Raw genomic sequence first — 12,613 nt, 5'->3', positions numbered from 1 at the left:
GGAAATCTCTCAGGTAATGCTCAACGTCACCGCAACCGGGCAGTGGTCGGAGGCCTTCGGCCGGTCCCAGCCGGCGCGCGGATAACGGTCCACCTCTTGCCCCGGCGGGAAGATGGTGCGCCAGGGCTGGCCGCGCCGCACGATGTCGGGCACCGCCTGCTCGTTCGTCCGTGCCAGCGACGGCGACAGCAGTATATAGTCGAGCTGGCACAGATGCCGTTCCAGCGGTCCACGCGTGTGATAGAGTGTCCAGCGGTCCATCTCCTGTCGCCGCGCGACAACGTTTTCGGCAAAACCATCGGCGAGGAACACGTCGAGGCAGGACGCCGTCTCCTGAACCGGCGTGAAGCCGTAGCCCCGATAGGCATCGCCCGAGATCACCAGCCGCTCGCGATAGTCGTTCATGTCGCCGCAGATCACCCAGCGCTTGTCGGCTGCATGGTCCTTGCCGAAACGGTCCTCGATGATCCGCCGGACGGCCTTGGCCTCGGCGACACGGATCGGCATCGTCGCGTCACGGCCGTTCAGCCCGTTGCGCGGCGAGCCCATCGACTTGAAGTGCACCGAATAGATGGTCAGCGGCTTGCCGCCGATCTTGACGTCGATCTCCAGGCAGTCGCGCCGGAAGATGCGCTCGAACGGCTCCTGGCCGAGACCGGCGAGTTCCGGCGTATGCAGCCCGAGCTCCTCGAAGGTGACATGGGCATGGCTGGTCATGCGCACGAACTCGATCGGTTCGCCATGCGCGGTCTCAGCCCGCATCATCACCGCAACGTCGATGCCGCGCGAATCATTTCCAGAAGTGGTGTATTTGTGCTGGTAGCCTTGCCCCACCATCTTGAACAGATAGCCGTATTCGAAGGCCTTCAGCGCTTCGATGTTGTCGACTTCCTGCAGGCAGATGATGTCGGCGCGGGTCTCGGCGATGGCCAAGGCCGTCAGCTGGCGCATGTCGTCGGCGTGCGCGATCGCGCGTGCCTGCTCGAGCAGCCGGTATTCGGCCTCGCTGCGAATCTCGAACAGGGCAAGTGTCCGGTCCTCGTTGAGCTGGTTGCGGTAGCCGGAATAGTCGAACCTGTTCATCAGGTTCTCGACATTGAAGGTGGCAAGGCGCAGCGACATGCGCCGAGCATTGCCTTCATGTTGGCCCAAACACAAGAGCCCAGCCCACAAGCCCACGGGAACTCGGCGTTCATTTCCCGTTCAGGCTGAAAGGCGGAATATGCCTGATCTCCATCGAAATTTGGGGGCATGGAGCCTTTGGGATTCGGACTCAGGAGACGATCATGAACCTCTCATCCCTTGCACGTTCCGGGCTCGTCGCGCTCGGTCTCGTCACCGGCCTGCCGCTGGCTGCGTCGGCTTCGCCAGCCAGCCTGGGCCAGATGCCCTCAATTGTTCCGCAGGCGACGCAGAATATCATCCTCGCCCAGAGCCATTTCTGCCCGCCCGGAAGCGGATGCTACGGCCGCCGCGATGGCTCGCGCGACAGCTGGCGTCGTGACAACTGGCGCGGCGACAATTGGCGCCACAACAGCTGGCGCGGCGATCGCTGGCGCGACGACTGGCGCTGGCGGCACCGCCCGCACCGGCGCCATTTCGGCACCGGCATCTACCTGAACTTCGGCATACCGGCCTATCGCTACTACGAGCCGCGCTATCACCAGCCACGCTATGTCCAGCCGCGCCGCATCTATCGTGGCGGAGGTTCTGCGCACGTCCAGTGGTGCTACGACCGCTATCGCTCGTATCGGGCCTGGGACAACACCTTCCAGCCCTATAACGGTCCGCGCCGGCAGTGCTGGTCGCCCTATAGCTAGGCGAAACCGAAACAACGGAGACGGCGTCGCGCCTGCGGCGCCGTTTTTTCTATAAATATGACTTCAGGCTAATACGAAACAGCAACAAGCTGTTGTTTACGTATCATGTGTAGAACCAAGAATACCGGGAGGATTTTCTATTCTGGGTTGAGAATTCATGACGGCAGACAACGCCGAGATAGCCGAAAACGAACTGCGCCGGGAGCGCCGCAACCGCGTCCTCAAGGGTGCTGCGATTCTGACCGGCATCACCAATTCGGAAACCCGCTGCACCATCCGCAACATGCATACGAACGGCGCCGAGATCAAAATCCCCGCGGAAAGCCGCGTCCCCGACCAGTTCCTGCTCTATGTCCCCGTCGACGGCATCGCTTATCGCTGCATCGTGCGCTGGCGCAAGGCCGACCGCCTCGGCGTCCAGTTCGAAGGCACCGAACCCAAGCCGCACTGGCATTACGGCTGACCCCCCGATTCCCAGTCGATAAAAAAGGCCGGCAGATTGCTCCACCAGCCTCTTTTTGATTTTCGAGCCAATCGCCCTGCCGAGCCTGGGGCCGGCAGGGTGACGCGGACTTCCTAGTTCTTGGCCTCGTCGACCAGCTTGTTCTTGGCGATCTCCGCGCGCCCGCAGGGCGTAGCCCGAGGACGCGCAACGAAGGAGACCTGGATCGTCTCAGTTCTTCGCCTTGTCGACCAGCTTGTTCTTGGCGATCCCCGCGCGCCCGCAGGGCGTAGCCCGAGGACGCGCAATGAAGGAGACCTGGATCGTCTCAGTTCTTCGCCTTGTCGACCAGCTTGTTCTTGGCGATCCACGGCATCATCGCGCGCAGCTTCGAGCCGACTTCCTCGATCTGGTGGCTGTCGTTCATGCGGCGGATGCCCTTGAAGCGAGCGGCGCCCGAACGGTATTCCTGCATCCAGTCGGAGGTGAACTTGCCGGTCTGGATGTCCTTGAGGACGCGCTTCATCTCGGCCTTGGTCTCTTCGGTGATGATGCGCGGGCCGGTCACGTACTCGCCCCACTCTGCGGTGTTCGAGATCGAGTAGTTCATGTTGGCGATGCCGCCTTCATAGATCAGGTCGACGATCAGCTTCACTTCGTGCAGGCACTCGAAATAGGCCATCTCGGGAGCGTAGCCGCCCTCGACCAGCGTCTCGAAGCCGGCGCGGATCAGCTCGACAAGGCCGCCGCAGAGGACGACCTGCTCGCCGAACAGATCGGTTTCACACTCTTCCTTGAAGTTGGTCTCGATGATGCCCGACCGGCCGCCGCCGACGCCGCATGCATAGGACAGGCCGAGATCGAGCGCGTTGCCCGAAGCGTCCTGATGCACGGCAACCAGGCACGGCACGCCGCCGCCCTTCTGGTATTCGCCGCGCACGGTGTGGCCCGGGCCCTTCGGCGCGACCATAATGACGTCGACGGTCGACTTCGGCTCGATCAGGCCGAAATGCACGTTGAGGCCGTGGGCGAAGGCGATCGCTGCACCATCACGAATGTTCGGAGCGATCTCGTCGCGGTAGATGTCGGCCTGCAGTTCGTCAGGCGTCGCCATCATCATCAGGTCGGCCCACTTGGCGGCTTCGGCAACCGTCATGACCTTGAGGCCGTCGGCCTCGACCTTCTTGGCGGTCGCAGAGCCAGCCTTCAGACCAACAACCAGTTCCTTGGCACCCGAATCCTTGAGGTTCAGCGCATGCGCGCGGCCCTGGCTGCCGTAGCCGATGATGGCGACCTTCTTGCCCTTGATCAGGTTGAGATCGGCATCGCGATCGTAATAGACACGCATTGGTGGGTTCCTTCCCGGTTTTTAAGTCAGAGGGCCTTGGGCCCGGTTTTCGCTCCATGAAGAGCAAGAAACTGCTGCGTTGCGCGCACGGCGTCGCCGTCGATCCCCGCCTCAGTCAATTCCAGCCGGTCGCCGAGCAGCAGACGGATCTGCACATCGCGGGCGACCAGCCCAAAGAATGTCCGGAATGCCGTCTCGGCATCGTCGAATTCGAGCAGGCCCGCCTCGCGCCCCGCTTCCAGCACCGGCTTCAGCCTGCGCCCCAGCGCAAAGCGGCCGCGCTCCAGCACGATGGCGCCAAGGTCGCGCTTGTCCGATCCGGCATGCACAACGCCAACCCTATTGAGCGCGATCGAAGTGTCGCTCGAAATCACCCGCAGCCAGTCGGAAGCGAAACGTTCGAGGCTCGACGTCAGCGACGCCAGGTCCAGTCCCTTGCGGTCGACCGGCGGCACACGCACCTTCGAAGCCTGCCATTGCACCGTCGCGGTCAAAAGCCCGTCACGGTCGCCGAACCACTTGTACAGCGTTTCCTTGGAGCAGCTGGCGCGGCGCGCAACGGCCGTCATCGTCAGCCTGTCGCCCTCCTCGACGAGCAGGCGCAGCACCGCGTCGAGCACGTCCTGCTGACGTGCCGTCGGTCCCTCGCCTTCCATCATCTCAGTTGTCGTCTGCAACATCGTTCCAAGCCTGCCACGTCACGCCGGCTCGCTTCGAACAAGCCGTACCGTACGTTACGGTTCGGTTGATAGCGCAATTGAAGGCAGCCCTGCAATCGGATTCTTCGCATCGCTTGCAATTATCTGGTGACCGCCTTGACGGAAGCCGCCCCTCCGGAAACTTGCCGTCTGGCCGCCTCAGGAACCACCGAGATCGACGGTCTCGGCCAGGAAATCGAGCAGTGCCCTCACCCGCGCCGGCACCGGGCCGCCATTGCCAAGAAACACCGCGTGCACATCCTCGATATCGCCGGGATTGGCCTCTTCGAGAACGTTGGCCAATCTGCCTGCCGCCAGATCGTCGCGCACCTGGAACGCGGCAATGCGCGCCAGTCCGATTCCGGCCAGCGCCAGTTCGCGCAACGCCTCGCCATCGCTGGCCTGGACGTTGCCTGTGGGCGTGACGTCCACGACAGCGCCGCCCTGCAGCACCGGCCATGCCGGCATGGTTCGGGCATAGGACGGCCCGAGCAGATTGTGCCGCTTCAGTTCGTCGGCGCTGCGCGGCATGCCTCGCATTGCGAAATAGGCGGGCGCTCCGACGATCATCATCCGCGTCGCGCCAAGCTTGCGTGCGACAAGGCTCGAGCTTTTCATCGGTCCGGCTCTGATCGCCACATCGGCGCGTGCTTCCAGAAGATCGACGACAATGTCGGACAGGGCGATATCGACGGAGATCTCGGGATATCTTGCCAGGAACTGCGGCAACAGCGGCAGCAGGAAATGCTTGCCGAACGGCACGTTGGCGTTGACGCGCAGGCGCCCGCGCGGCGCCTCGCCGGCAGCCGCGCATTGTTCCGCCTCCTTGAGGTCGGCAAGGATGACGACGCTGCGCTCATAGAAGGCACAGCCCTCGGGCGTCAGTTGCAGCCGCCGCGTCGAGCGGTTGACCAGCCGCGTGCCGAGCCGGTTCTCCAGCCGCGACACCAGCTTGCTCACCGCCGAAGGCGACATATCAAGCGCGCGTGCCCCAGCCGAAAAGCCACCGCTCTCCACAGCCCGGACAAACACTTCCATTTCGCCGAAGCGGTTGACGTCCACGCGCATCATTGTGAATTCACGTCACATATCCTTCGCCAGACCGACGTCTACTTCATCTAGTTGGCCGCGTCCATATCAAGGCTCTCACCGGAGACTTGGATGATGAAACAGAACACTGCACTGATCGTCGGCGCCCATGGCGTCATCGGCAGCAATCTCGCCAGCCACCTGGCAGCACTCGGCAACTGGGACATTGTCGGACTGTCTCGGCGCGGCGGTTCGAGCCAAGGCTCAGTCCGTCACATCGCTGTCGATCTGCTCGATATCAGGGACGCCAGGGAAACGCTCGGCGGCCTCCACGACGTCACTCACATCTTCTACGCCGCCTATCAGGATCGGCCGAGCTGGGCCGAGCTCGTCGAGCCCAACGTCGCCATGCTGCGCAATGTCGTCGACACGGTCGAACCGATCGCCAGGAACTTGCGCCACATCAGCCTGATGCAGGGTTACAAGGTCTATGGTGCGCATCTTGGGCCATTCAAGACGCCGGCACGCGAGACCGACGCCAACCACATGCCGCCGGAGTTCAACGCTGACCAGCAGGATCTTCTCGAAGACCGGCAGATGGGCAAGAGCTGGGGCTGGTCGGCGCTGCGTCCTTCGGTGGTCATCGGCCAGGCGCTTGGCAACCCGATGAATCTCGCCATCGCCATTGCCGTCTATGCTTCGATGTCGAAGGAGCTTGGCCTGCCGCTGCGCTTTCCCGGCAAGGTAGGCGCCTATGACAAGATCATCGAGATGACCGACGCCGGCCTGCTGGCGCGGGCCACCGTCTGGACCGCGACAGACGAACGCTGCGCCAACCAAGCGTTCAACATCACCAATGGCGACCTGTTCCGCTGGAACGAGATGTGGCCGAAGATCGCCTCGAGCTTCGGCATCGAGACAGCCCCGCCCTTGCCGATGTCGCTCGACACCATCATGGCCGACAAGCAGCCGCTGTGGGACAAGATGAAGGCCCGCCACGGCCTCGCCGACACACCCTATGCCGATGTGTCGTCATGGCGCTTCGCTGACTTCGTTTTTGGTTGGGACTACGATTTCTTCGCCGACGGCACCAAAGTGCGACGCCTAGGCTTCCACGACTTCGTCGACACCGAGGAGATGTTCATGCGCACCTTCAGTGAGTTGCGCCAGCGCCGGATCATCCCCTGATCCGACGGGCCGCCGCCTACTGTCCGTAGGTTGCGAGATAGTGCGGAGGAATGGCTACCGGATACAAGGCGCCGGACAACGCCATGACAATCAGCGCCGCCAACAGCGCGCCCACTCCGGCAGCACCTCCAAGCAAGGCCGTCCCCAGCGCGGGACGGCTGGCCAGGGAGCTCCAGTATGCCGCGCAACCGACATGGACGAATAGCGAGAGAACCCCGAGAAAATAGTAGGGCGCGAAGAACCAGTGCCAGGGCGGCGCAAAGAAGCCAGCGGCGGCAAAGCGAAAGTCAGTGTCGAGACCAAAGACTGTGCGTCCGGCGATGACGGCCCCGATATGGTTTGACCAGGAAGAAGGCGAGATAGCCACCCGACGCCGCCTGTAGCCAGGCGACGGTTCCCGTTCGCCTCGCCCAACCGCGCACCAGCATGGTGAGCCCGCTGCCGACCTGCCACAGGATGAGGCAGACCAGCGCCACCTCGACGAAGGGCTGTCGATAGAGCTGCCGTGCTTCGGCCGTGAAGGCGATGTGGGTCTCCTGCCCGCTCAGGCCGGCAAGATGATTGGCCATGTGCAGCAGCACGAACAGGCCGATGAACAGCGCCGACGCGCGATGCAGGCTGCGCAGCCTCGGGCGCGCCGGTAGATCTTCCATTCATCCCCCTCAGTCGGCCGCCACATCGTCGGCCGCAATGCTGCAGAATGCCTGATCAATTCAGCTTGACCAGTGCCACGCGCCGGTTCTTGGCCCGGCCTTCGTCATTGTCGTTGCTGGCGACCGGCGCCATCATGCCGGCACCCGCTGCAGTCAGCCGTCCGCCGTCGATGCCGAATTGCGAGACAAGCGCTGCTTTCACCGCAGCCGCCCGGCGATTGGACAGGTCGATATTGTAGTCGAACTTGCCCTGGCTGTCGGTATGCCCGACAACGGCCACCGCCAGATCAGGATTGTCACCCAGAAGCTTGGCGATCTCCTTCAGCGTCGGCTCTGACTCCGGCTTGATGTCGGCCTTGTCGGTGTCGAAAAAGATGCCGTAGAGCGAGATGCCGCCGCTGGTCGACAGTGTATCAGCCATCTTGGCTGCCTCCACCACAACCATCTTCTTGTCGCGCGCCTTGGGCTCCACCACGTGCACGATGGCGATGGTGCGCGCATTCAGCGCCTTGCAGTAGAGGTCGTCGAGCAGTTGGAAGGTCTGCACCGTGACATAGGCGTCGCCGCCGTCACGCGGCACCTTGGCGCTGAGATAGCGCTGGTCGGCAACCCCAGACGAGGCCACGCAGGCGGCATTGGAGAACGCCTCGACGCCGAGGTCGCTGTCGTAGAAGAAGTTCATCATCAGGCTCATGTCGCCGCCGCCGCTCGAGGCCGAGCGCGAAGCGTCGCCACCGCATTCCTCCTTCTTGCATTCGAACACGACCTCGCCGCCGGCCGCCTGCACCACGTCCTGGTAGTTGCGCAGCACTTCGAGCGGCGAACGGCCGTCCGGCAGCACATAGAACAGCCGGGTGAGCGTGCCTTCAATCTCTTCAGCATTCTCCGGCTTGAACACCCTGTTGTTGTTCTTGTCGCGCTTGTCCGGATCGGGATCGGCCTTAAGCGGCGAAAGCGGCACGCGGAAATCAGTGTAGTCGAGCTTCTGGTGGTAGACGATGAACGAGCCTTCATAGCGCTTGGCAAGCGCGTTGTCGGCGGCCCCTTCGATGTCGGCGGAGGGCACCGTCGCATCGGCAAGCGCTGGCATGCAGCTGACGGCGAGCAATGCCAAGCCTGCCGCTGCCTTTCGAAATCCACGCACCATAAGTCCCCGCATCGCACGCTCCCCGGTTGAATGTGACGCAAGGTAGCCACAACCGCAGCATGGCTCAAGCAAGGATGCGAACTTGCCTTTCTTCGCTGCGCTCCGTCCAGTCCGCTTCCTTGAGTCCGGCCGACGCGAACGGATCGATCAGCGTGCCGGCGACAATCGAGGCCAGCAGTTGCGGCGCCGGCGGCAGCTTGGCGACCGTCGCCACCAGCCGGTCGCGCAGAAATGGCAGCAGCACCGAGTCGGACTGGTAGAATGGCGTAAAGGCCAGCGACAGCGCCTGGAACAGCCTGAGGTGCCGGCGCCGCGCGCGAACATAGGCCGTAAGCGCTGCCTCCGTGTTGCTTGCCTGCCGCAAGGCGTGCGCAAGTGCAGCAGCGTCCAGCAAGGCCATGTTGGCACCTTGACCCAGTTGTGGGCTGGTCGAATGCGCGGCATCGCCGATGACGGCAAGGCCCCGCGCCGCCGGCGGCAGTAGCGTGTGATGGCCATAGCGGGCCAGTGTCAACTGGTCGAAATCCCCGATCTGGTCGAGATAGGACTGGCTTTCAGGCCAATGCCCTGCCACCTCGGCCTTCCAGGCGTCCAGCCCAAGGGCCTGCACGCGCTCGGCATGCGCCGGCTTCAGGCTCCAGAAGAACGCCGCCATCTTGCGCCCGCCTGGCTCGGCGCGGCCGATCGGCAGCACCCCGATCATGATGCTGGCACGGCGATAGCGCTGGGTCAGCGAGTGTTTGTCGAAGCCTTCGCCCTGCCAGTCCAACGAAGCCCAGAACGCGCCATAGGCCAGCGGTTTCGGCTCGCCCGCGAGGCCGGCGCTACGCCGGATCTTCGACCTTGCGCCGGTGGCATCGACAACGAGGTCGAACGATCCAAGCTCCCGCCCTGCGGCGTCGACAAGCCGTGTCTGCTCGCCCGGAACCACGGCCTCCAGCTCGGCAGCGGTGACGATGTCGATGCCTTCGCCCAACACCGCCCGGTACAGCACGCCGAACAACGCCGCACGGTGGACGGCCAGGCCAAACCGCCCACCCGGCCGCGCATCGTAACGCACGTCGAGCACCGTGCGCCCGCTCACGGCATCGGTGCCGTGCAACCGGTCGATCCGGCTTCCAAGTCGTGAGATTTCGCCCAAGAGGCCAAGATCGGCGAGCACCGAAAGTCCGGTCGGTTGCAGGATCAGCCCGGAGCCGAGCGGCTTCGGCTCGGCGAAACGGTCATAGATTGTGACCCGGTGCCCGTCGCGCTTGAGATAGAGTGCTGCGGCCAACCCTGCCGGTCCAGCGCCGGCGATTGCGATGCGAAGTTTTCGAACGCTCATCTGCCCTTCCGTCCACGACGCAGGTTCATGGACGGAACTTGCGTTGGCAATGCTACCTTTTGCCCCGTGGCGGTCTCAGATCGACACCTGCGTGCCAACCTCGACCACACGGCCGGTCGGGATCTGGAAATATTCGGTCGCATCAGCCGCCGTGCGCGCCAGGCCGATGAACAGCCTGTCCTGCCACAATGGCATGCCCGAGTTGGGCGACGCCTTCAGCGAGCGCCGCGACAGGAAGAACGACGTCGTCATGATATCGAACTTCCAGCCCTGCTTGCGGCAGATGGCCAGCGCTTTGGGGATGTTCGGCTGCTCCATGTAGCCGAATTTCAGCTTCACCCGCATGAACAGGTCATTTACCTGCTCCATTTTGACCCGCTCGCTGTCGGGCACCACCGGCTGTTGGGCCGTCACCACCGACAAGATGACGTTCTGCTCGTGCAGCACCTTGTAGTGCTTGAGGCTGTGCATCAGCGCAGTCGGCGCGCTGTCGGGATCGCTGGTCAGGAACACGGCAGTGCCCTGCACCAGATGCGGTTTCTTCTTGCCCAAATTCTCCGCCAGGAAATTGAGCGGAATCTCGTTCTTGCGTGTCTTGTCGAACAGGTAGCGGCTGCCGCGCACCCAGGTCCACATGATGGTGACGATGGTAAAGGCCACCGCCAGCGAGGCCCAGCCACCCTCGAACACCTTGACGATGTTGGAGGCGAAAAAGCCGATATCGATCAGGCCGAATATCGCGGTCGCCACGATCGCCACAGCCGCCTTCCAGCGCCAGATGCGCAGCATCACGACCGAAAGCAGCAGCGTCGTCACCAGCATATTGCCGGTGACAGAGATGCCATAGGCTGAAGCCAAAGCGCTCGACTCGCCGAAGCCGACAACCAGCAGCATCACCACCAGCGCGAGGATCAGGTTGACCCGCGGCATGTAGATCTGCCCCAGTGTCGTCTCGGAGGTGTGCTGGATCTCAAGGCGCGGCAGCATGTTGAGCTGGACCGCCTGGCGCGTCAGCGAATAGGCGCCTGTTATGACCGCCTGGCTGGCAATGACGGTCGCGGCCGTCGCCAGCACCACCATCGGGATCAGCATCCAGCCTTCGTTCATCTCGAAGAACGGATGGCCGACGGTACCGTTGTGGCTGAGCACGAAAGCACCCTGACCGACATAGTTCAGCAGCAGGCACGGAAAGACGATGCACAGCCAGGCCAGAACGATCGGCCTGCGGCCGAAATGTCCGAGGTCGGCATAAAGCGCCTCGGCACCCGTCACCGCCAGGAAGATGGCGCCGATGGTGACGAACGACACTTCCGGCTGGTTGGTGAGGAAGTTGACGATGTAGATCGGATTGACCGCCCAGAGGATTTCCGGGTCGTCGAGGATATGGACGACCCCCGAATAGCCGATGGCGATGAACCAGACGAGCGTGATCGGACCGAAGACGATCGCCACGCCGCTGGTGCCGAAGCGCTGCACCGAAAACAGCGCTGCCAGGATTACTAGGGTCAGCGGCACCACGTAAGGCTGGAACGCCGGTGTCACGACATTCATGCCCTCGACTGCCGACAGCACCGAGATCGCCGGGGTGATCACCGCGTCGCCATAAAACAGCGAAGCACCGACCATGCCGAGCGCCAGGATGATGCCGGAGCGCTTGGGCAAGCTGCGCCGTGCCAGCGCCATCAGCGACAGCGTACCGCCCTCGCCCCGGTTGTGCGCCCGAAGCACGAACATGACATATTTGACGGTGACGATGATCGTCAGCGCCCAGATGATCAGCGAGAGCACGCCGAGGATGTCCTCGCGCGAAGCGACCTGGCCGCCCGCCGACGCCACCAGGGCCTCGCGGAAGGCGTAGATCGGACTGGTGCCGATGTCGCCGAAGACGACACCCAGCGCGCCGATGACGAGCAGTCTGATGTCGTGGGAATGGCCGTCCGTCTGGACCGCCTGCCCGCTGTTTGCCGCCTTGTCAGCGCCGGCATCGGTCATGAACGACTCTCCGTGAAGCCGCGGGGCTCTACGCTTGCCCTATCGCAAAAGCAACAGCTGTTTTGCGACAGCTAATGTTCAGCCCATGCAGGCAACGCATGGCTGGCACGGATATTACCACCCGCAGGCCTTGAGATAGCGCCTGATCGTGCCGGCCATGCCATGCTCCAGGGCGTCGGCGGTCAGCCCATGGCCGATCGACACCTCGGCCAGTCCGGGAATGTGTTTCATCAACAGCGGCAGATTGTCGACGACGAGGTCGTGCCCGGCATTGACGGCGAGGCCCACAGCCAATGCTGCCTCGGCGGTTTTTGCCAGCTTTTCCAATTCCTTGGCAGCTTTTGCCTTGTCATCGAAGCAGGCGCCATAGGGCCCGGTGAACAGCTCGATCCGGTCGGCACCAGTGTCGCGGGCGGCAGACATTGCAGCCGGATCGGCATCCGAGAACAGCGAAACCCTGAAGCCGCCCTTCTTGAGTCGCGCCACCACCGGCTTGAGCAGGCTCGCTTGCGCGGCGAAGTCCCAGCCATGGTCGGAGGTGGCCTGCGACGGATCGTCCGGCACCAGCGTCACCTGTTCCGGCTGATGCTTTTCGACCAGTTCGAGGAAATCCTCGCTGGGATAGCCCTCGATGTTGAATTCGGCCTTGGGGAACTCGTCGTCGATCAGTGCCCGGATTTCAGGCACGTCGGAAAAGCGGATATGGCGCTGGTCGGGGCGCGGATGCACCGTCAGCCCGTGTGCGCCGGCGGCAAGTGCGATGCGCCCCAGTCCGGTGACGCTCGGCCACGGCAGATCGCGGCGGTTGCGCAGCATGGCGATGGCATTGACGTTCACGGACAGCTTGGCAGGCATCGGCAACTCTCAGCAAAAGCGACACCCACGCCACCTATCACGGCTTGGGCGGGAACAGAGAGCGCTTTTATGTGTTCCAGTGTCGATACGGATGCATGACCCCGACAATCGGAT

General features: G+C 63.2%; 12 protein-coding genes. 3 read left to right on the top strand and 9 right to left on the bottom strand.

The features are described from left to right. Positions 1–9: 9 nt before the first annotated feature. Entirely contained in the window at positions 10–1,122 is a 1,113-nt protein-coding gene (locus N7E70_RS13625) for an endonuclease/exonuclease/phosphatase family protein (RefSeq protein ID WP_263006670.1), read from the bottom strand. 164 nt (positions 1,123–1,286) lie between these two features. On the opposite strand from N7E70_RS13625, the gene N7E70_RS13620 reads away from it, so the two are divergent. Next, entirely contained in the window at positions 1,287–1,820 is a 534-nt protein-coding gene (locus N7E70_RS13620; protein WP_263006669.1) for a BA14K family protein, read from the top strand. A 157-nt stretch (positions 1,821–1,977) separates the two neighbouring features. Beyond that, positions 1,978–2,283 carry a PilZ domain-containing protein gene (locus N7E70_RS13615; RefSeq protein ID WP_154383862.1) on the top strand — a complete coding sequence of 102 codons (306 nt, stop codon included), beginning with the start codon at positions 1,978–1,980 and terminating at the stop codon, positions 2,281–2,283. Between the two features lie 307 nt (positions 2,284–2,590). Here the strand turns inward: N7E70_RS13615 and ilvC are convergent, their stop codons facing one another. The 3 genes from ilvC to N7E70_RS13600 all read right to left on the bottom strand — a co-directional run bounded on the left by ilvC (position 2,591) and on the right by N7E70_RS13600 (position 5,379). After that, positions 2,591–3,610 (bottom strand): ketol-acid reductoisomerase, encoded by a 1,020-nt coding sequence (gene ilvC / locus N7E70_RS13610; RefSeq protein ID WP_067960608.1) that lies wholly within the window; start codon positions 3,608–3,610, stop codon positions 2,591–2,593. 26 nt (positions 3,611–3,636) lie between these two features. Then, positions 3,637–4,290: a TetR/AcrR family transcriptional regulator gene (locus N7E70_RS13605; protein WP_067960605.1), complete on the bottom strand. Its 654-nt coding sequence runs from the start codon at positions 4,288–4,290 to the stop codon at positions 3,637–3,639. Between the two features lie 177 nt (positions 4,291–4,467). Then, the gene (locus N7E70_RS13600) at positions 4,468–5,379 is read right to left on the bottom strand and encodes a LysR family transcriptional regulator (RefSeq protein ID WP_263006668.1); all 912 of its coding nucleotides are present in this window, start codon (positions 5,377–5,379) and stop codon (positions 4,468–4,470) included. Between the two features lie 90 nt (positions 5,380–5,469). Here N7E70_RS13600 and N7E70_RS13595 point away from each other — a divergent pair, with 90 nt between their 5' ends. Further along, positions 5,470–6,525, top strand: coding sequence for an SDR family oxidoreductase (locus tag N7E70_RS13595; RefSeq protein WP_263006667.1), 1,056 nt, complete (start codon positions 5,470–5,472; stop codon positions 6,523–6,525). A 287-nt stretch (positions 6,526–6,812) separates the two neighbouring features. Here the strand turns inward: N7E70_RS13595 and N7E70_RS13590 are convergent, their stop codons facing one another. From N7E70_RS13590 to N7E70_RS13570, 5 genes are all read right to left on the bottom strand, one after another. Continuing rightward, positions 6,813–7,178 (bottom strand): hypothetical protein, encoded by a 366-nt coding sequence (locus N7E70_RS13590; RefSeq protein ID WP_263006666.1) that lies wholly within the window; start codon positions 7,176–7,178, stop codon positions 6,813–6,815. 55 nt (positions 7,179–7,233) lie between these two features. Continuing rightward, positions 7,234–8,337, bottom strand: a complete 1,104-nt coding sequence (locus tag N7E70_RS13585; RefSeq protein ID WP_263006665.1) for an OmpA family protein — start codon at positions 8,335–8,337, stop codon at positions 7,234–7,236. Between the two features lie 52 nt (positions 8,338–8,389). Continuing rightward, positions 8,390–9,652: an FAD-dependent oxidoreductase gene (locus tag N7E70_RS13580; RefSeq protein ID WP_263006664.1), complete on the bottom strand. Its 1,263-nt coding sequence runs from the start codon at positions 9,650–9,652 to the stop codon at positions 8,390–8,392. Between the two features lie 75 nt (positions 9,653–9,727). Then, the gene (locus N7E70_RS13575) at positions 9,728–11,644 is read right to left on the bottom strand and encodes a potassium transporter Kup (RefSeq protein WP_263006663.1); all 1,917 of its coding nucleotides are present in this window, start codon (positions 11,642–11,644) and stop codon (positions 9,728–9,730) included. A 114-nt stretch (positions 11,645–11,758) separates the two neighbouring features. Then, positions 11,759–12,499 carry a pyridoxine 5'-phosphate synthase gene (locus tag N7E70_RS13570; protein WP_263006662.1) on the bottom strand — a complete coding sequence of 247 codons (741 nt, stop codon included), beginning with the start codon at positions 12,497–12,499 and terminating at the stop codon, positions 11,759–11,761. Positions 12,500–12,613 lie beyond the last annotated feature (114 nt).

Source organism: Aminobacter sp. NyZ550 (assembly GCF_025628925.2).
GTDB classification, from domain to species: Bacteria; Pseudomonadota; Alphaproteobacteria; order Rhizobiales; family Rhizobiaceae; genus Aminobacter; species Aminobacter ciceronei.
This window is presented reverse-complemented; position numbering and strand designations above follow the sequence as displayed.